The sequence below is a fragment of the Sphingobium sp. RS1 genome (assembly GCF_056156825.1).
In genome coordinates this window covers 2,288,071-2,305,396 of the sequence record NZ_JBLZXE010000002.1, presented here as the reverse complement: position 1 = coordinate 2,305,396, position 17,326 = coordinate 2,288,071, and the positions used below count along the sequence as shown (strand labels likewise).

19 protein-coding genes are annotated in these 17,326 nt (G+C 64.2%); 12 read left to right on the top strand and 7 right to left on the bottom strand.

All coding sequences use genetic code 11. The features are described 5' to 3' along the window. Nucleotides 1-23: 23 nt before the first annotated feature. On the bottom strand, nucleotides 24-794 hold the full coding sequence (locus ACNHGR_RS12930) for a class II aldolase/adducin family protein (protein ID WP_475286583.1): 771 nt from the start codon (nucleotides 792-794) through the stop codon (nucleotides 24-26). Between the two features lie 225 nt (nucleotides 795-1,019). Here ACNHGR_RS12930 and rpsU point away from each other — a divergent pair, with 225 nt between their 5' ends. After that, the gene (gene rpsU, locus ACNHGR_RS12925) at nucleotides 1,020-1,226 is read left to right on the top strand and encodes a 30S ribosomal protein S21 (RefSeq protein ID WP_056686590.1); all 207 of its coding nucleotides are present in this window, start codon (nucleotides 1,020-1,022) and stop codon (nucleotides 1,224-1,226) included. Nucleotides 1,227-1,302: 76 nt separating this feature from the next. Beyond that, the gene (locus tag ACNHGR_RS12920) at nucleotides 1,303-1,875 is read left to right on the top strand and encodes an FKBP-type peptidyl-prolyl cis-trans isomerase (protein ID WP_184267859.1); all 573 of its coding nucleotides are present in this window, start codon (nucleotides 1,303-1,305) and stop codon (nucleotides 1,873-1,875) included. 179 nt (nucleotides 1,876-2,054) lie between these two features. Here the strand turns inward: ACNHGR_RS12920 and ACNHGR_RS12915 are convergent, their stop codons facing one another. From ACNHGR_RS12915 to pyrE, 6 genes are all read right to left on the bottom strand, one after another. Further along, complete coding sequence (locus tag ACNHGR_RS12915; RefSeq protein ID WP_184267857.1) at nucleotides 2,055-2,393, bottom strand: hypothetical protein; 339 nt, start codon at nucleotides 2,391-2,393, stop codon at nucleotides 2,055-2,057. 289 nt (nucleotides 2,394-2,682) lie between these two features. Beyond that, complete coding sequence (locus tag ACNHGR_RS12910; RefSeq protein ID WP_184267855.1) at nucleotides 2,683-3,765, bottom strand: AI-2E family transporter; 1,083 nt, start codon at nucleotides 3,763-3,765, stop codon at nucleotides 2,683-2,685. Nucleotides 3,766-3,787: 22 nt separating this feature from the next. After that, nucleotides 3,788-4,666 (bottom strand): signal peptidase I, encoded by an 879-nt coding sequence (gene lepB, locus ACNHGR_RS12905; RefSeq protein ID WP_184272150.1) that lies wholly within the window; start codon nucleotides 4,664-4,666, stop codon nucleotides 3,788-3,790. Nucleotides 4,667-4,695: 29 nt separating this feature from the next. Beyond that, nucleotides 4,696-5,097, bottom strand: a complete 402-nt coding sequence (gene acpS, locus ACNHGR_RS12900) for a holo-ACP synthase (protein ID WP_184267853.1) — start codon at nucleotides 5,095-5,097, stop codon at nucleotides 4,696-4,698. A gap of 13 nt (nucleotides 5,098-5,110) precedes the next feature. Continuing rightward, nucleotides 5,111-5,839 (bottom strand): pyridoxine 5'-phosphate synthase, encoded by a 729-nt coding sequence (locus ACNHGR_RS12895; protein ID WP_184267851.1) that lies wholly within the window; start codon nucleotides 5,837-5,839, stop codon nucleotides 5,111-5,113. 5 nt (nucleotides 5,840-5,844) lie between these two features. Further along, nucleotides 5,845-6,426 carry an orotate phosphoribosyltransferase gene (gene pyrE, locus ACNHGR_RS12890; protein WP_184267849.1) on the bottom strand — a complete coding sequence of 194 codons (582 nt, stop codon included), beginning with the start codon at nucleotides 6,424-6,426 and terminating at the stop codon, nucleotides 5,845-5,847. Between the two features lie 289 nt (nucleotides 6,427-6,715). Between pyrE and coxB the strand changes: the two genes are divergently transcribed. The 10 genes from coxB to ACNHGR_RS12840 all read left to right on the top strand — a co-directional run bounded on the left by coxB (nucleotide 6,716) and on the right by ACNHGR_RS12840 (nucleotide 17,292). Continuing rightward, the gene (coxB, locus tag ACNHGR_RS12885; protein WP_475286579.1) at nucleotides 6,716-7,720 is read left to right on the top strand and encodes a cytochrome c oxidase subunit II; all 1,005 of its coding nucleotides are present in this window, start codon (nucleotides 6,716-6,718) and stop codon (nucleotides 7,718-7,720) included. Nucleotides 7,721-7,737: 17 nt separating this feature from the next. Next, nucleotides 7,738-9,420 carry a cytochrome c oxidase subunit I gene (gene ctaD, locus ACNHGR_RS12880; protein ID WP_475286577.1) on the top strand — a complete coding sequence of 561 codons (1,683 nt, stop codon included), beginning with the start codon at nucleotides 7,738-7,740 and terminating at the stop codon, nucleotides 9,418-9,420. A 134-nt stretch (nucleotides 9,421-9,554) separates the two neighbouring features. Further along, nucleotides 9,555-10,487: a heme o synthase gene (locus ACNHGR_RS12875; protein WP_184267843.1), complete on the top strand. Its 933-nt coding sequence runs from the start codon at nucleotides 9,555-9,557 to the stop codon at nucleotides 10,485-10,487. Continuing rightward, nucleotides 10,484-10,612: a hypothetical protein gene (locus ACNHGR_RS12870; protein WP_269462514.1), complete on the top strand. Its 129-nt coding sequence runs from the start codon at nucleotides 10,484-10,486 to the stop codon at nucleotides 10,610-10,612. Before ACNHGR_RS12875 ends, ACNHGR_RS12870 begins: the two co-directional genes overlap by 4 nt. Further along, entirely contained in the window at nucleotides 10,612-11,187 is a 576-nt protein-coding gene (locus tag ACNHGR_RS12865; RefSeq protein ID WP_475286575.1) for a cytochrome c oxidase assembly protein, read from the top strand. The genes ACNHGR_RS12870 and ACNHGR_RS12865 overlap by 1 nt, the downstream gene beginning before the upstream one ends. Nucleotides 11,188-11,227: 40 nt before the next feature. Beyond that, nucleotides 11,228-12,058, top strand: coding sequence for a cytochrome c oxidase subunit 3 (locus ACNHGR_RS12860; RefSeq protein ID WP_475286574.1), 831 nt, complete (start codon nucleotides 11,228-11,230; stop codon nucleotides 12,056-12,058). A gap of 185 nt (nucleotides 12,059-12,243) precedes the next feature. After that, entirely contained in the window at nucleotides 12,244-12,885 is a 642-nt protein-coding gene (locus tag ACNHGR_RS12855) for an SURF1 family cytochrome oxidase biogenesis protein (protein WP_475286572.1), read from the top strand. 44 nt (nucleotides 12,886-12,929) lie between these two features. Next, complete coding sequence (gene thrC / locus ACNHGR_RS12850; RefSeq protein WP_475286570.1) at nucleotides 12,930-14,330, top strand: threonine synthase; 1,401 nt, start codon at nucleotides 12,930-12,932, stop codon at nucleotides 14,328-14,330. Between the two features lie 81 nt (nucleotides 14,331-14,411). Next, the gene (locus tag ACNHGR_RS12845; RefSeq protein WP_475286568.1) at nucleotides 14,412-15,281 is read left to right on the top strand and encodes an RsmD family RNA methyltransferase; all 870 of its coding nucleotides are present in this window, start codon (nucleotides 14,412-14,414) and stop codon (nucleotides 15,279-15,281) included. Between the two features lie 184 nt (nucleotides 15,282-15,465). Further along, a complete protein-coding gene (locus ACNHGR_RS12840; protein ID WP_475286566.1) occupies nucleotides 15,466-17,292 on the top strand; it encodes a diguanylate cyclase in 1,827 nt (608 codons plus the stop codon). The last annotated feature ends 34 nt before the right edge of the window (nucleotides 17,293-17,326 follow it).

Here is a 17,326-nt window from a genome sequence, read left to right as displayed (position 1 = left end):
TAATGGGAAGTCGCCGGCTGCCCTCAATCCCGCCAGCTTGAATCGATCCGGTCGATTCGCCGCAACATCGTCTGGAAATCCGGTACCCCCGGCCCAACCGGCAATTGTACCGCGCTCAAGTCGCGCTGATGCACTGCGATCACCTCGGGCGGGATGTCGGTCGGCGTCCCCGCCGCGCCGGCCGCCACCTGAATCTCGCAGGCGCGTTGCAACAGCCAGTGGGTCAGGAAGGCTTCGGGCAGGCTGCCCGCCATCACCAGCGTCCCATGATTGCGCAGCATCATCACCCGCTTCTCGCCCAGATGGGCGATCAGCCTTTCGCCTTCGTCGGGCCGAATCGTGACGCCTTCAAAGTCATGATAGGCGATTCGGCCGATAAAGGCGGCGGCGTAGAAGCTGATCGGCCGCAATCCTTCGGCACAGGCGCTCACCGCCATGCCGGCGGTGGTATGGGTGTGGATGATGCAATGGGCGTCCGGCAAATGCCGGTGGAACACGCTATGCTGGGTGAATCCGGCGCGATTGACGGGGTAGGGGCTGCCGTCCAGCACATGCCCGTCAATGTCGATCTTGACCAGGTTGGACGCCGTCACCTCGTCATAGCCAAGGCCGAAGGGATTGATGAGAAAAGCCGCTTCTTCGCGCGGAACGCGCAGGGTGATGTGGTTGTAAATGAGTTCCGACCAGCCCATATGGTCGAAGATGCGGTAGCAGGCGGCCAGTTGCTGTCTGGCCTCCCATTCGGCGGCGGACATGTCGGCCCGATTGGCGGTCTGTTTGGCGGCGGTGGCCATGGCAATCCTCCTGTATCTTTATCGCATCACTATCGCGCCAGCGGCGTGGAATGTCGAGTTTCGGCCCTTTGGGGTTGAATTTGCATGGGCCTGCTGGTAGGGCGCCGCCCACATGGCGTGGGGTGACCCGCGACGACTCACTGGCTTTGCTATTCGGTCGGCCCGTCGGGATGGACAGACAAGTCCCGGCGAACCGCTCGTTTTCGATTGGAGATTGACGGACTTATGCAGATCATCGTTCGCGACAACAATGTCGACCAGGCTCTTCGCGCGCTCAAGAAGAAGCTGCAGCGTGAAGGCGTGTATCGCGAAATGAAGCTGCGTCGTCACTACGAAAAGCCGTCGGAAAAGCGCGCCCGTGAAAAGGCTGCCGCGGTCCGCCGCGCGCGCAAGATGGAGCGCAAGCGCGCCGAGCGCGACGGCGCGAAGTAAGCGCCGTTCGGGGCGGTTTCACGCCGCCCCGCTCCCTTGAAGCTGCTTTCCTGCCCATAATTGCGAGCTAACGCCCATGTCCACGACGGCCGTTCCCCTTCGTCCTATCGCCAAGGGGTCGTTGACGCGCCTCTGGATCGGCGTCGCTGCCGTTGCGCTGGCCGCAGGCGGCCTCGCATGGGCGGGTCAGCAGGGCGTTGCGCCTTCGCCGGCCGCCTTCCTGACGCAGAACAGCCATGCCGATGGTGTCGTGACCACCGAATCGGGCCTTCAGTACAAGGTTCTTTCGGAAGGCACCGGCGCCAGCCCGACCACAGCAGACGTGGCGCTGGTGGGGTATAAGGGTACGCTGCTCGACGGCACGGTGTTCGACGAGAATCCGCAGGCGCCGATGCCGATCGATGGCGTCGTGCCCGGCTTCTCGGAAGGCCTGCAAAAGATGAAGAAGGGCGGCAAGTACCGTCTGTGGATTCCGCCGCAGCTTGGCTATGGCGATCAGGCTGCTGGCCCGATCCCGGCCGGTTCGGTGCTGGTGTTCGACGTCACGCTGCACGATTACAAATCGAAGGCGGAACTGATGCAGCTCCAGCAGCAGATGCAGCAGCAGGGTGGCATGCCGCAGGGCGCTGCGCCGCACGCGGGCAACTAAGCATCGTGCGGAAAAGTGGGAACCGGTTTTCCGCTTAAAACGATGCGACAACAAAAACTTGGAGCATGCGATGCGCGTCGAATTTAACGCAGCATGTTCTAAGCCATAGCGTCGCAAAGCCGGAATGAAGAAGGGGTCGTCTCGCGACCCCTTTTTTCATGCCCGAATCAGGCCTTTCATCAGGCGTGACCCTGGCAGACCGAATCGTCGGTCGCCGGGCTGATGCCGAAGGCCAGCGCATCGGCCGTCCCGATCTTCTCTTCGCCGCTGAACAGCTTGTCGAGCCGGACCTTGATGTCACGCCGATATTCGGCGGTGGCGACGGAGCGCGGGGCAGACACTTCGATGTCGCAGGCAATCGCGCCCTTGATCCGATCGATGGCGCCGTCGTCCAGCACGCCCGCGCGGCGCAGTTCCAGACAGAGCTGCAACAGTCCCACGGCGGTCGCCTGCGCGCGCATCCCGACATTGGTCAGGTCGAAATGCAGCTTCTTCTGCTTGTCCAATGGCATGGTCATGGTCGTTTCCTCTCCAGCGGCGGTCCTTGAACCTGTCATAAGGCCAATGACCGGCCAGCGGCTGTGGTTCCCCATCCTGTCCTACAGGCGGACAAATAGCTATAAGGAAGGCTACGGCGCGCGGTGCGACAGAAAATGTCCAACTTGGGTTCGTTTATATCGAAACCAGCGGGAAATATGCGAAGTTAAGCGGAGGTGGGTTCACACTGATCCGTCATTGCGAGCGCAGCGAAGCAATCCATGGCGCGTACCGGTGGATTGCTTCGCTGCGCTCGCAATGACGAGCCTGTCAGCCGTTCGTATCCGTCTGGATCAGGCCCTTCTTCCCGGCCAGCGCCTTGGATCGTTCCTCCAGATAGACCTTTATCATCGCCACGATCGGATCGGCCAGGAACAGTCCCATGATGCCGAACAGCGCGCCGAACAGGATCTGCGCGCCCAGCACCAGCGCCGGGGCGAGGTCAGTGGCGCGCTTGGCCACCATCGGCACGATCAGATAGCCGTCGACGATCTGAACCGCCATATAGACGCCAAAGGCATAGAGGCCGGTATCCGTCCCGCCGGAAAAGCCGACGATGATGATCAGCGCGCCCGATATGATCGACCCGATATTGGGCAGGAAGGCGAACAGGCCGGTCAATATGCCCAGCAGCCCCGCCATCGGCACGCCACCGGCCCACAGCAACAGCCATGTACCCACGCCCTCCACCGCCATGCCGATCAGCCGCCCGAACATCAGCCGGCGCAGCGTCCAGCCCATTTTGTCGGCGATGGCGTAGAAATGGGCGCGCTTGTCCATAGGCAGCATCCAGGCGACGCCGCGCTCATACAGCTTGGGTTCCACCGCGATGAAGATGGCCAGCACCAGCATCATGACCCCGCTGGTGACCGCGCCGACCGCCGTGCCGACCGCCGCCGTCACCCGGCCCATGCTGCTCATCGCCTGACTGGCCAGGCTTTTCAGGTCGTCGGGCGTGGTGGAAATGCCCAGTTGCTGCATCCAGCCGCCGATGCGGGCGACCTGTCCCTCCACGATGCCGCGCATCGCCTGCGCCTGCGCCGCCAGGCTCGCGCCCGTCAGGTAGAATGTATAGGCCATGAAGGCGACCGCGCCCAGCAGCACAATGGTCAGCCGCCAGCCGCGCGATATCGGCAGGATGCGACCCAGCAGCCTTGTGCCGCCGTCCATCATCGTCGCCAGCACCAGCGCGCCCATGACCAGCATCAGCGGCTGCGCCAGCAGCACGATCAGGGCGATGATGACGGCCAGCCCGAACCACACGCCGGCGCGCTGCAATTCATGGCTGACTAAACGACTACGGACTTCGCTGGGACCGGGAAGCTCGACATGTTGCTCTTGCGCGTCGCTCAAAACCCGGTGCCCCTTTTTGCGTTTATTCCGGGACTGTAACGCTCTTTGGCCGCAGGCTGTTCCCGGCCCGACCGCTGCGGAACGCATGAATCCAGGTCATCGGATTCCAGGTCGAATCGCCGTCCAGGCTGAAGGTGATGAACTCTGCCCGGCCGCCGATCGCCTCGAACGGCACCGGCCCGCCCAGGCCATTTTCCTCCAGCGGCGCGCGGCTGTCGGCGCTGTTGTCGCGATTGTCGCCCATCAGGAAGACATGATCCGCCGGCACCCGCACCGGCCCGTACCAGTCGAGCGCGCTCGGCCCCATGTCGATCGTGACATAGGTCTTGCCATTGGGTAGGATTTCCTGCCGCACCGGCAGTTCGCAATATTCCTTGCCGTCCGTGCCGGTCACCAGCGCGCCGGGGAATTGCAGCGGCGGGCAGGGGGCGTTGCCGTCGACCGGCAGCCGCATGGGCTTCAGCATCTTCTGCTTCACCGCCACGCCGTTCAGGATCACCTGACCGCCGCGTACCTCCACGATATCGCCGGGCAGGCCGATCACCCGCTTGATATAATCCTCGCGCCGGTTCTGGGGGCTGACGATGACGATGTCGCCGCGTTCCGGCAGCCGCCCCAGCACGCGCCCTTTCAGGAACGGTAGCGGATGGAAGCTGGGCGAGACATAGGACCAGCCATAGGGGAACTTGCTCACCACCAGCCGGTCGCCGGTCAGCAGTACCGGCATCATCGATTCGGACGGGATGTAGAAGGGCTTGGCGACGAAGCTGTGAAAGGCCAGCACCGCCAGGATCAGCAGGATGATGCTTTTCAGTTCGTGCATCCAGTTGACCGCCGGGGCCTTGTCGTCCTGGGGCAGAGCGGGGGCAGGTTGGTCTTCTGGCAGGTCGATGGCCGTCACGGGCTGGCTTTCGCTTGGGGGAATATCGCTCACAGGGGTAGCGCTTCGATGATGACGAAGGCCTGCGCCCATGGATGATCGTCGGTGAGCGTCAGGTGAATGACTGGCCTGTGCCCCTCCGGCACCATGGATTCCAGCCGCTGCAATGCTCCGCCGGTCAGCGCCAGCGTCGGCGCGCCCGACGGCGCGTTGACGACGCCGATATCCTTCATGAACACCCCGGCCTTGAAGCCCGTGCCGACCGCCTTGGAAAAGGCCTCCTTGGCCGCGAAGCGCTTCGCCAGCGTCCCCGCTTTGGTGAAGGGCCGGCGCGCCGCCTTGGCCTGTTCCACCGGGGTAAAGACGCGGCTCTCGAATCGGTCGCCAAAGCGATCGAGCGAATTCTGGATGCGCTCGATATTGCACAGGTCGGAACCGAGGCCGATGATCACGCCAGCATCACCTTCACCGCGCCAGATCCATCTGCCGCCGCATTTCGCGGATGCTCGCTTCCAGCCCGCCGAAAATTGCCTCGCCGATCAGGAAATGGCCGATATTGAGTTCGGCGACCTGCGGGATGGCGGCGATGGGGGCCACATTGTCGAAGGTCAGGCCATGGCCGGCATGCGGCTCGATCCCGTTCTTGGCCGCCAGCGCGACGGCGTCGGCAATCTTGCGCAGTTCGACCGCGCGGGCTTCCCCGGTCAGGTGGGCATAGGCGCCGGTATGAAACTCCACCACCGGCGCGCCCAGCCTGATCGCCGCCTCGATCTGCGCGGCATCCGCCTCAATGAACAGGCTGACGCGAATCCCCGCATCGTTCAACTGCCCGACGATGGGCATCAGCGTGTCCAGATGCCCAGCCGCGTCCAGCCCGCCCTCGGTCGTGCGCTCCTCGCGCTTTTCCGGCACGATGCAGGCGGCATGCGGCTTGTGCTTGAGAGCAATGGCCAGCATCTCGTCCGTCGCCGCCATCTCCAGATTGAGCGGCACGTCCAGCGCCGCCATCAACATCGCGATATCCGCGTCGCGAATATGGCGCCGATCCTCGCGCAGATGCGCGGTGATGCCGTCCGCCCCGGCCTTCACCGCCAGCAGGGCGGCCTTGACCGGATCGGGATGTTCACCCCCGCGCGCGTTGCGGATCGTGGCCACATGGTCGATATTGACGCCAAGGCGCAGGGGGGTGGTCATCTGTCTTACTGCTTCCGGCTGCCCGGCTTGATTGCCGGCACCGCCGCCAGTTCGGGCGGGATGGCATCGGCTTCATAGACCGGGAAATTGATGGAGACGAGGGGGTAGAAGGGCACGCCCAGATCCACTTCGCCGGCCGACCGGTCGACCAGCGCGACTTCGGCGACGACGATGCCGCCTTCCGCCTCGACCGCCTCGATTGCCTGGCGCGACGACAGGCCGGTTGTGACGACGTCTTCGACCATCAGTACCTTCTGGCCCGGCGTGATCGCAAAGCCGCGGCGCAGCTCGAACGTGCCTTCGGGCCGTTCAAGGAACACTGCGTCCTTGTCCAGTGCACGGCCGACTTCATGGCCGACGATCAGGCCGCCCATGGCCGGCGACACGACCAGGTCGATCTCCTGCCGTACTTCACGGGGCAGCTTCTGCACCATGGCGCGGGCCAGCTTGCCGGCGCGATCGGCGTTCATCAGTACGCGGGCGCATTGCAGGTAATTGGCGCTGCGACGGCCAGACGACAGGATGAAATGTCCTTCGAGCAGCGCCCCCGCCGCCCGGAATTCCGCCAATACTTCCTCGTCTGTCATGCCGTCCTAAATCCATGTCGTGCGACCCGGTGCCCTGCGGTCCGGTCGGTCTTCCACCCGCATGACGCACGCCCTGGCGCGCCATGATCGCGCCCCTGTGCGCGGAGCCTGCCGAATAGGCGGCCAAGGGAAGCGTTGCAACAGCGAAGAAAATCTGCTCCGACATGCTTGAGGCAGGGAAAAACCATGCCTATAAGCCGCGGCAGAACCGAAACGGGCGAGGACTATAGCGCATGACATGCGCGTCTTCGTTGCAGCGGCGCCAAGGGGTTACGGGGTAGAAGACGCTATGAAAAAGGTGAAATCGCTCGTTCTAGCCGGGTTGTTGGCCTTAGCGCCTACACTCGTTTCGAACGGACCGGCACTGGCTCAGGAGAATGCGGCGACCGCCGCGCCGGCTGCTGAAAATGCGGCCGCACCGGCCGAATCGGCCGCCAACGCCACCGCGCCGGCTGCGGAGGCCGCGCCTGCCGCGACCATCGCCGCCCCGCCCCGGATGAAGCCGACCGAAGGCATCGGCATGCCCAAGCCGGGCGAAATTACCCTCCAGGAACAGTTCACGTCGACCGGCCACACCGCGCGCTGGCTGCATGACGTGATGCTGTTGCCGCTCATCACCATCATCTCGGTCTTCGTGCTGATCCTGATGCTCTATGTGATGGTCCGCTTCCGCCGCAGCGCCAATCCGGTCCCGTCGAAGACCTCGCACAACACGCTGATCGAAGTGATCTGGACCGTCGTCCCGGTTGTGATCCTGCTGGTCATCGCCGTGCCCTCGATCGGGCTGCTCGCCGACCAGTATAAGCCCGCGCCCAAGGATGCCGTCGTCGTCAAGGTGACCGGCTATCAATGGTATTGGGGCTATGAATATCCCGACAACGGCATTCCGGAATTTGTTTCCAACATGCTGCCGGAAGACAAGGCGAAGGCCAATGGCGAGCCCTATCTGCTCGCGCCCGACAATCGTCTGGTCCTGCCCGCCGGTCGCCCGATCAAGCTCATCATCACCGGCGCCGACGTGATCCACGCCTTTGCCGTGCCCTCGCTCTGGGTGAAGATGGACGCCGTGCCGGGCCGTCTCAATGAGAAGAGCTTCACCATCGAAAAGCCGGGCGTCTATTACGGCCAGTGCTCGGAACTGTGCGGCGCGCGCCACGGCTTCATGCCGATCGCGATCGAGGCGCTCCCGCCCGAACAGTTCGACCAGTGGGTGCTCTCGCAGGGCGGCAAGCCCGCCGGCGCCGAGGCGGAGAAGACGGCTGACGCCGCGCCCGCTGCCGACGCGAAAATCTGATCAGGGGTAGGAACGCCATGACCACCATCACCGCAGATCATCACGGCGATCACGCCCACGATCATCATGATGCCGATCACAAGCCAGCCTTTTTCCAGCGCTGGTTCATGTCCACCAATCACAAGGATATCGGCACCCTCTATCTGATCTTCGCGATCATCGCCGGGATCATCGGCGGCGGCATTTCGGGCCTGATGCGCGCCGAACTGGCCCATCCGGGCATCCAGTATCTGCACACATGGGCGATGATGATGGACGGGCCGGAGGCGACTCTGGACCAGGCCTATCATCTCTGGAACGTGCTCATCACCGCGCACGGCCTCATCATGGTCTTCTTCATGGTGATGCCCGCGATGATCGGCGGCTTTGGCAACTGGTTCGTCCCGATCATGATCGGCGCGCCGGACATGGCCTTTCCGCGGATGAACAATATCAGCTTCTGGCTGCTCATCCCCGCCTTCACCCTGCTGCTGGGTTCGACCTTCGTGCCCGGCGGCACCGGCAACGGCGCGGGCACCGGCTGGACCGTCTATGCCCCGCTGTCGACCAGCGGCTCAGCTGGCCCGGCCGTCGACATGGCGATCCTGTCGTTGCACATTGCGGGTGCCAGCTCGATCCTGGGCGCGATCAACTTCATCACCACCATCCTGAACATGCGCGCGCCGGGCATGACCCTGCACAAGATGCCGCTGTTCGTCTGGTCGGTGCTGGTCACCGCCTTCCTGCTGCTGCTGGCCCTCCCGGTTCTGGCCGCCGCGATCACCATGTTGCTGACCGACCGCAATTTCGGCACCACCTTCTATGATGCCGCCGGCGGTGGCGATCCCGAACTCTACCAGCATCTCTTCTGGTTCTTCGGCCATCCCGAAGTCTACATCATGATCCTGCCGGGCTTCGGTATCGTCAGCCAGATCATCTCGACCTTCAGCCGCAAGCCGGTGTTCGGCTATCTCGGCATGGCCTATGCCATGGTCGCGATCGGCGTCGTCGGCTTCGTCGTCTGGGCGCACCATATGTTCACCACCGGCATGTCGGTGAATGTGAAGATGTATTTCACCGCCGCGACGATGGTCATTGCTGTGCCTACCGGCATTAAGATCTTCTCGTGGATCGCGACCATCTGGGGCGGATCGATCAGCTTCAAGACGCCGATGGTCTGGGCGCTGGGCTTCATCTTCCTGTTCACCGTGGGCGGCGTGACCGGCGTCGTGCTGGCCAATGGCGGCGTCGACGATGTGCTGCACGACACTTATTATGTCGTCGCCCACTTCCACTACGTGCTGTCGCTGGGTGCGGTGTTCGGCCTGTTCGCCGGCTTCTACTACTGGTTCCCGAAAATGTCGGGCAAGATGTACAATGAGTTTCTCGGCCAGCTGCACTTCTGGGTGTTCTTCATCGGGGTGAACCTGCTGTTCTTCCCGATGCACTTCCTGGGCCTGTCGGGCATGCCGCGTCGCTATCCGGACTATCCGGCCGCGTTCGAAAAGTGGAACTCGCTCGCCAGCCATGGCTATGAAATCATGGCCGCTGGCATGGGCATCTTCTTCATCAACCTGATCTGGTCGCTAGCCGCCGGCAAGAAGGCGGAAGGCAATCCCTGGGGCGAAGGCGCCACCACGCTGGAATGGACCCTGTCCAGCCCTCCGCCCTTCCACCAGTTCGAAACCCTGCCGGTGATCGACGACACGGCGCACCACTAAGCGCCACGCCTCCGGGCGCCCCGGTTCGCCGGGGCGCTCCAAGGCCCCGGGGCGGACAATCTGCCCACAGGAGGCCCCGTTGCCCGGATCAGCCCGGCCGTGTACAGGCGCGGGGCTGAACCCAAGAGGAGATTATGGCCAGTTCGCCGTTCGCCACAGGGGCCCAAACCCCTACCGACAGCCCTATGCTGCCCGCCCATTGGCGCGATTTCGTCGCGCTGACCAAGCCCAGAGTCATGACTCTGGTCGTGTTCACGGGCCTGTGCGGACTGCTTGCTGCGCCGGGACATATTCACCCGATCCTCGCCTTCACCGCGATTCTCTGCATCGCCATCGGGGCCGGCGCCGCTGCCGCGCTCAACCAATGGTATGAGGCCGATGTCGACGCAAAGATGAAGCGCACCGCCAATCGCCCGCTGCCCGCCGGCCGGATGGACCGGCAATCGGCGCTGCATTTCGGCGTCGGCCTGTCCTTCTTCTCTGTGGTCCTGCTCGGCCTTGCGACCAACTGGCTCGCCGCGGCGGTGCTGGCCGTCTCGATCCTCTTCTATGTCCTCGTCTACACCATCTGGCTCAAGCCCCGCACGGCGCAGAATATCGTCATCGGCGGCGCAGCCGGCGCCTTCCCGCCGGTGATCGGTTGGGCGGCGGTGACGGGCGATATCAGCGCGCTTCCCGTCGCGCTCTTCATGCTGATCTTCTTCTGGACGCCGCCCCATTTCTGGGCGCTCGCGCTGTTCGTGAAGACCGATTATGCTGCGGCCGGCATTCCGATGCTGCCCGTGGTATCCGGCGAAGTCGCGACCCGTCGCCAGATCTGGGGCTATACCGCGATCATGGCGATCGCCGCGATGGCGCCGGTGCTGTTGCAACTGACCGGCATCGTCTACGGTACCGCCGCGCTGCTCGGCACCGCGCTCTTCGCGGTCTTTGCCTTTCAGGTCTATCGCCGGCGTGAAAGCGACCCGGCCCGCATGGCCCCGGAAAAGCGCCTGTTCAAATATTCGATCCTCTATCTCTTCCTGCTGTTCGGGGCAGTGGTCGTCGACCGCTGGCTGCTCGCATGACGCCGGAGGAGAATGACCGCATCCGCGCCCGGCAGAAGTCGCGCGCACTGGTGATGGGCCTGCTTCTGGGCGCACTTGTGCTGCTCTTCTACGGCATCACCATCGCCAAGATGGGCGGTAACTGATGGCCAGCCTGCCGCCATCCCCCTTCGACCGCCATCGCCGCAACCGGCGCACGCTGGTCGCGATGGCGGCGGTGGGCCTGTCCATGCTGGGCCTGGGTTTCGCCTCGGTCCCGCTCTATCGCATTTTCTGCGAACAGACCGGTTTCGGCGGCACCACCGCCCGCGCCGCCGCCGATGTGCAGGTGCAGGTGGCGACCGGCCACACCATGTCGATCCGCTTCGATTCCAACGTCCAGCCGGGCATGCCCTGGCAATTCTACCCGGAACATCGCACGGATACGGTGACGATCGGGCGCAAGGACATGGCGATCTTCATCGCGAAGAACCTGTCGGACAAGCCGGTGACCGGGACCGCCAGCTTCAACGTGACCCCGACTCAGGCGGGCGCCTATTTCACCAAGATCCAGTGTTTCTGCTTTACGCAGCAGACGCTGAAGCCCGGTGAAGAAGTGCGCATGCCGGTGCTCTATTATGTCGATCCCAAGATTTTGCAGGATCCCGACAATAAGGACACGCAGCAAATTACCTTGAGCTATACTTTCTATCCTGTTGAGCAGGATGGTAAGCCAAGCTAAGACCAGACACGATAACGGACAAGCGAACAGGGAAGAGACGATGGCAGGCGCCAAGAACCACGATTATCACATCCTTCCGCCCAGCATCTGGCCGTTCTTCGGCTCCATGTCGGCGCTGGTCATGGCGATGGGCGCGATCATGTGGCTTCACCCCGATGCCATGGGGCCGGGCGGCGGCTGGGTTTTCCTGATCGGCGTCGCCGGCGTCCTGTTCACCTTCTACAGCTGGTGGGCCAATGTCATCGCCGAAGCGCATGCCGGCGATCATACCCCGGTGGTCCAACTGCACCTGCGCTACGGCATGATCCTGTTCATCGCGTCGGAAGTGATGTTCTTCGTCGGCTGGTTCTGGGCCTTTTTTGACTTCTCGCTCTTCCCCAGCGCGCTCGCCCCGATCGAGGGCCTCTTCCCGTCCAAGGGCGTGGAAGTGATGAATGCATTCGAGCTGCCCTTGCTCAACACGCTGATCCTGCTCTGTTCGGGCACCACCGTCACCTGGGCGCACCATGCGCTGATCCATGGCGACCGTGACGGCCTCATCAAGGGGCTGTGGTGCACCATCCTGCTCGGCGCGCTATTCAGCAGCATCCAGGCTTATGAATATGCCCATGCCCCGTTCGACTTCGGCGGCAATCCCTACAGCTCGGCCTTCTACATGGCGACCGGCTTCCACGGCTTCCATGTCCTCGTCGGCACGATCTTCCTGATCGTCAATCTTGTCCGCGCCTATAAGGGCCACTTCACCGCGCGCCAGCATTTCGGTTTCGAAGCCGCCGCCTGGTACTGGCATTTCGTCGACGTCGTGTGGCTGTTCCTGTTTGTCGCCATCTATGTCTGGGGCGGCTGGGGCGCACCGGTCCACGGCGGCTGAGGCAACCAGCTTCGGCTAAAAGGTCAAGCGGCCGGGGCCTCTGCTCCGGCCGTTTTCTTTTGTGCCGCTTCCTCTGAACTTTATCATCGTTATTGCGAGCGTAGCGAAGCAATCCACGTGGCGTGACATGGATTGCTTCGCTACGCTCGCAATGACGATGCTCTAACAAGTCTCAAGGACCGGCCATGACCGATCAGCCCGCCAAAGCCCGTATCCCCCTGATCCCCACGATCCTCGTCGCGCTGGCGGTTATGGTGATGATCGGCCTTGGCGTCTGGCAGCTTCAGCGTCGCGGCGAAAAGGAAGCGGCGCTGGCGCTGGCGGCCGCCAATCCCGGCCGGCCGGCCGTCGCCTTCCCTCAACTGCCGCCGCTCGATGCCGATATCCTCTTCCGCCCGTCCTCGATCCATTGCCTGCGCGTCGTCGGCTGGCGGGTAGAGGCGGGCCGCGCCGCCGACGGATCGACCGGCTATCGCCATATCGCCGAATGTTCGACCGGGGCGGAAGGGCCGGGTGCGCTGGTCGCGATCGGTGTGGGACAGAAGCCCGACGAAAACCCCGCTTGGACCGGCGGGCAGGTGGCAGGCTGGATTTCGCAGGAGCCCGACCATCGCGCCCTGGTGGAACGCATAGGCGGCAAGGCGACGCCGCTCCGCCCGATGCTGATCGCCCGCAATGCGCCCGCTGGCCTCAAGCCCGCTGCGCCGCCCAGCGCCGCCGACGTGCCCAACAACCACCTTGCCTATGCGGTGCAATGGTTCCTTTTCGCCGCCGTCGCAGTCATCATCTACATCCTTGCCCTGCGCCGCCGGAACAAAAGCGCCTAATCGCTTGCTCCCGCGCGCGCGGGCCGCTACCGCGCTTTCCCATTATGCAATATCAGAGCACCAGGGGGAGCGCGCCCGCGCTCGGTTTTGAGGATGTGACGCTGGCCGGGCTGGCGTCCGATGGCGGCCTGTATCTGCCGACCAGCTGGCCGGCCTTTACCGCCGACCAGATCAGCGCCCTTGCCGGCCTCTCCTATGTCGAAACCGCCGTCCGGGTGATGGCGCCTTTCGTTGCGGGATCGCTGACCGAAGACGAACTGCGGGACCTGTGCACCGCCGCCTATGGCCGCTTCAGCCATCAGGCCGTGACCCCGCTGGTCCAGCTCGACCATCAGCACTGGCTGCTCGAACTGTTCCATGGTCCCACGCTCGCCTTCAAGGATGTCGCGCTCCAGCTGCTCGGCCAGCTGTTCGAGCGTTTCCTCTCGCGCCGGGACGATCATCTGACGATCGTCGGCGCCACCTCGGGCGATACCGGTTCCGCCGCGATCGACGCGGTGGCGGGCCGTGAGAAGATCGACATCTTCATGCTCCATCCCGAAGGCCGCGTGTCGGATGTGCAGCGTCGCCAGATGACCACGGTGCTGGCCCCCAATGTCTACAACATCGCGATCGAAGGCAGCTTCGACGATGCGCAGGCGCTGGTGAAGGCGATGTTCAACGACGCCGACTTCAAGAGCCGCTTCAACCTGTCGGCCGTCAACAGCATCAACTGGGCGCGGCTGATGGCGCAGGTCGTCTATTATTTCTACGCCGCCGTGCGCCTCGGCGCGCCGGGCCGACAAGTCGCCTTCTCGGTCCCGACCGGCAATTTCGGCGATGTGTTCGCCGGTTATGTCGCGGCCAAGATGGGCCTGCCCGTCGCCCGGCTGATCGTTGCCACCAACGTCAATGACATCCTGCATCGCGCCTTGTCCGAAGGCGACTACAGCCAGGGGCAGGTGGTACCCACCGCCACGCCCAGCATGGACATCCAGGTCAGCTCGAACTTCGAGCGTTTGCTGTTCGATGCAGGCGGTCGCGACGGCCTGGCCCTTGCCGAACAGATGCGCGGCTTCGAAGCCAGCAAGGCCATGCGCCTCACCAACGCCCAGCGCGAAGGCGCGGCCCATCTGTTTACCTCCGCCCGCGTCGATGCCGATGGCATGACCATGGCGATGCGCTGGGCCTATGACGGCGCGGCGCAGATCATCGATCCGCACAGCGCCATCGGTCTGGCGGCGGCGCGCGAAGCCGGCCTCGACGCCTCCATCCCGGTGGTGACGCTGGCGACCGCGCACCCGGCCAAGTTCCGCGATGCCGTTGAACGGGCGACCGGCACCCGTCCGCCGCTGCCGGCGCGCGTGGGCGACCTGTTCGCGCGCGAGGAAAGCTATGCCAAGCTGCCCGGCACGTTCGAGGCCGTCACCGCCTATGTTGCGCAGCGCGCGACCCCGCGGGCATAACCAGCCTCCGTTCGGTTCGAGCTTGTCGAGAACCGGATGTGCCAGGGTTCTCGACAGGCTCGAACCGAACGAGACATTGCTATGGAATTGAAAACCCTCATCGGCGAACCCTGGTCGGATTACGGCCTGCTCGACAGCGGCGACGGGCGCAAGCTGGAGCGCTATGGCCCCTTCCGCTTCATCCGCCCCGAACCGCAGGCGATGTGGAAGCCCGCGACGAGCGACTGGCGCGCCGATGGCGAATTCATCCCCGGATCGGACGAGGATGGCGGCGGCCGCTGGTATTATGAAAAGCCGGTCCCGGCCGAAGGCTGGCCGCTGCACTGGCGCGAAGTGACCTTCCAGTCGAGTTGTACCCCTTTTCGCCATCTCGGCTTCTTCCCCGACATGGCGCCGATCTGGGACGATCTGCACGCCACCTATGCCGACAAGCCCGATGCGGAGGTGATGAACCTGTTCGGCTATACCGGCGTCGGCACGCTGGCCCTGTCGGCCGGCGGCGCGCGCATGGTCCATGTCGATGCGTCCAAGAAATCGGTCGCGCAGGCCCGCGCCAACGCCGCCCTGTCCGGCATGGAGGACAGGCCCGTCCGCTGGATCGTGGAGGATGCCGCCAAGTTCGTCGCCCGCGAAGTGCGTCGCAATCGCCGCTATGACGGCATATTGCTCGACCCGCCCAAATATGGCCGCGGCCCCGACGGCGAAGTCTGGCGGCTGGAGGAGGATCTTCCCGGCCTGATCGCCAATTGTCGCGCGCTGCTCGACGCCGACAGCCGCTTCCTGTTCCTGACCGTCTATGCCGTGCGCATGTCCGCGCTGGCGATCGGCGAACTGCTGCGTCAGGCGTTCGCCGACCTGCCGGGCACCGTGGAAGCAGGCGAACTGGCGGTGCGCGAAGAGGCGCGCGGCATTGCGCTCCCGACCGCCATCTGGGCGCGCTGGAAGCGCTGACGGCGCGCCAATTGTTGCCGCTGCCCTTGCCGTGCAAAGGCGCAGAAACGTAGCGGACACATCCGCAGGGGCGGTTCTCGTCAATCGTTTGCAAAGATGGCGCCGCGCGCCGCGGTTCGTCGCATCTTACAGGCTTTGTTTACCATTTGGCCATTAATTTGGCGGCCGTTTAACAAGGTCGCTTATGTTCACCTCTCTTTCCGCCCGGATCGCCGCCTTTGGTGCGCTGGTCTTCGTCGCCTTGCTGGCGCTTATCTGGATGCTGGTGGGCGCGTCGATGCAGACGCGCGACAGTTTCCGCTGGGTGACGCATTCGGCCGAGGTGATCGAGACGATGGACGACGCGCTGTCCGCCCTGCGCGAAGCGGAATCGGGCCAGCGCGGCTTCGTCCTCACCCGCAATGCCAGCTTCGCCGATCCGGCCGATGCACGGCTCGCGGTGTCGCGTCAGGCGATGAACCATCTGGTCGAACTGACCGCCGACAATCCGACCCAGAATATGCGCGCGCGCGAATTGCGCAGCCTGATGGACCGCCGCATCACCATGTTGCGCGGCACGCTGACTGACGCCCGCAGCGGCGATTTCGACAAGGCGCGTGCGGTCATCGCCAGCGGCACCGGGCGTGACCTGATGGCCATGCTATCGCTGCGCGTCGACAGTTTCCTGGCCGAAGAACGCGCGCTGCGCCTCACCCGCATCGACGCCGCGGATCGTCGGCTGGTCTGGGTCCGGCAACTGGCGCTGATCGGCGGCCCGATCATCGCGCTCACCATTCTGTCCGTCTCCCTGCTCCTCATCTGGGGCATCCGCCGTCCCGCCGGTGTCATTCGCCGGGCGATGACGGCCTTGGGGGAGGGGGACCGCAGCGCGCGCGTCACCACCGCGATGGGATCGCAGGAATTCGCGCAACTCGCCTCCGGCTATAATGAAATGGCGGAGCAGTTGCAGGCCGCCGTCGCCGATCAGGGGCGCAGCGAACTGGAACTGAAGGCCGCTCACGCCGAACTGATGCGCAACAGCGATGTCCTGCGCGAACGTGGCGGGGTGATCGAACTGCTGGGTGGCATGGCCCATCGCATGCAGGCGGCCCGCACGGACGAGGAACTCGCGCAGGTCATCCGCGTATTCGTGCCGCGCGTGTTGCCGGGCATTCCCGGGGGCCTTTATGCCCATAATAACAGCCGCAACCTGCTGGTACCGATTGCCGGATGGGGCGGCTATGTGCCCCGTGTGGATGGTTTTGCGCCCGACCAGTGCTGGGCGCTGCGGCGCGGGCAGAGCCATTTCGTCGCAGAACCGGGCGGTGACATCGTCTGCGCCCATGTCGATCCGGACGCCATCTATCATTGCGAACCGCTGCTGGCCGGCGGCGAAGTGATCGGTACCCTCTATCTGGAGGGCGTGGTCGAGGATGAAAGCCGGTTCCGCCTGACCGTGATGGCGGAAAATATCAGCTCCGCGCTGGTCAATCACCGCCTTCAGCGGGGTCTGCGCGAACAGACGATTCGCGATCCGCTGACCGGCCTGTTCAACCGCCGCTATATGGAAGAGGCACTGACGATCGAGATCGCCCGTGCCCGCCGCTCCGGCGTGCCGCTCAGCGCCGTCATGTGCGACGTCGACCATTTCAAGCGCTTCAACGACGAATTCGGCCATGATGCCGGCGACGTCGTGTTGCAGGCCGTCGCCAATGAAATGCGCAGCCGCTTCCGCGACGGCGATATCGTCTGCCGCTATGGCGGCGAGGAATTTGCCGTCATCGCGCCGGGCACCAATGCGCAGGCGCTGGCCGCCCGCGTCGAGATATTGCGCAAGGGCATCACCGAAATCGTGCTGCGTCATGGCGGCCGGGCGCTGGGATCGACCAGCATGTCCTTTGGCATCGCGACCTGGGACGAAAGCATGTCGGGCGAAGGCGCGGGGCTGCTTCAGGCGGCCGATGCGGCACTCTATCGCGCCAAGCGCGAAGGCCGCAACCGCACCGTCATAGACCTGCCGGCGGCGGCCTGACGGCATTTTGGAGCATTGAGCGTGAAATTGGTAT

Excerpts from the sequence above, each read along its gene's own strand:
- ACNHGR_RS12930 (WP_475286583.1), bottom strand. The coding sequence starts at position 794 with ATGGCCACCGCCGCCAAACAGACCGCCAATCGGGCCGACATGTCCGCC.
- rpsU (WP_056686590.1), top strand. The coding sequence starts at position 1,020 with ATGCAGATCATCGTTCGCGACAACAATGTCGACCAGGCTCTTCGCGCG.
- ACNHGR_RS12920 (WP_184267859.1), top strand. The coding sequence starts at position 1,303 with ATGTCCACGACGGCCGTTCCCCTTCGTCCTATCGCCAAGGGGTCGTTG.
- ACNHGR_RS12915 (WP_184267857.1), bottom strand. The coding sequence starts at position 2,393 with ATGACCATGCCATTGGACAAGCAGAAGAAGCTGCATTTCGACCTGACC.
- ACNHGR_RS12895 (WP_184267851.1), bottom strand. The coding sequence starts at position 5,839 with ATGACCACCCCCCTGCGCCTTGGCGTCAATATCGACCATGTGGCCACG.
- pyrE (WP_184267849.1), bottom strand. The coding sequence starts at position 6,426 with ATGACAGACGAGGAAGTATTGGCGGAATTCCGGGCGGCGGGGGCGCTG.
- coxB (WP_475286579.1), top strand. The coding sequence starts at position 6,716 with ATGAAAAAGGTGAAATCGCTCGTTCTAGCCGGGTTGTTGGCCTTAGCG.
- ctaD (WP_475286577.1), top strand. The coding sequence starts at position 7,738 with ATGACCACCATCACCGCAGATCATCACGGCGATCACGCCCACGATCAT.
- ACNHGR_RS12875 (WP_184267843.1), top strand. The coding sequence starts at position 9,555 with ATGGCCAGTTCGCCGTTCGCCACAGGGGCCCAAACCCCTACCGACAGC.
- ACNHGR_RS12870 (WP_269462514.1), top strand. The coding sequence starts at position 10,484 with ATGACGCCGGAGGAGAATGACCGCATCCGCGCCCGGCAGAAGTCGCGC.
- ACNHGR_RS12865 (WP_475286575.1), top strand. The coding sequence starts at position 10,612 with ATGGCCAGCCTGCCGCCATCCCCCTTCGACCGCCATCGCCGCAACCGG.
- ACNHGR_RS12860 (WP_475286574.1), top strand. The coding sequence starts at position 11,228 with ATGGCAGGCGCCAAGAACCACGATTATCACATCCTTCCGCCCAGCATC.
- ACNHGR_RS12855 (WP_475286572.1), top strand. The coding sequence starts at position 12,244 with ATGACCGATCAGCCCGCCAAAGCCCGTATCCCCCTGATCCCCACGATC.
- thrC (WP_475286570.1), top strand. The coding sequence starts at position 12,930 with ATGCAATATCAGAGCACCAGGGGGAGCGCGCCCGCGCTCGGTTTTGAG.
- ACNHGR_RS12845 (WP_475286568.1), top strand. The coding sequence starts at position 14,412 with ATGGAATTGAAAACCCTCATCGGCGAACCCTGGTCGGATTACGGCCTG.
- ACNHGR_RS12840 (WP_475286566.1), top strand. The coding sequence starts at position 15,466 with ATGTTCACCTCTCTTTCCGCCCGGATCGCCGCCTTTGGTGCGCTGGTC.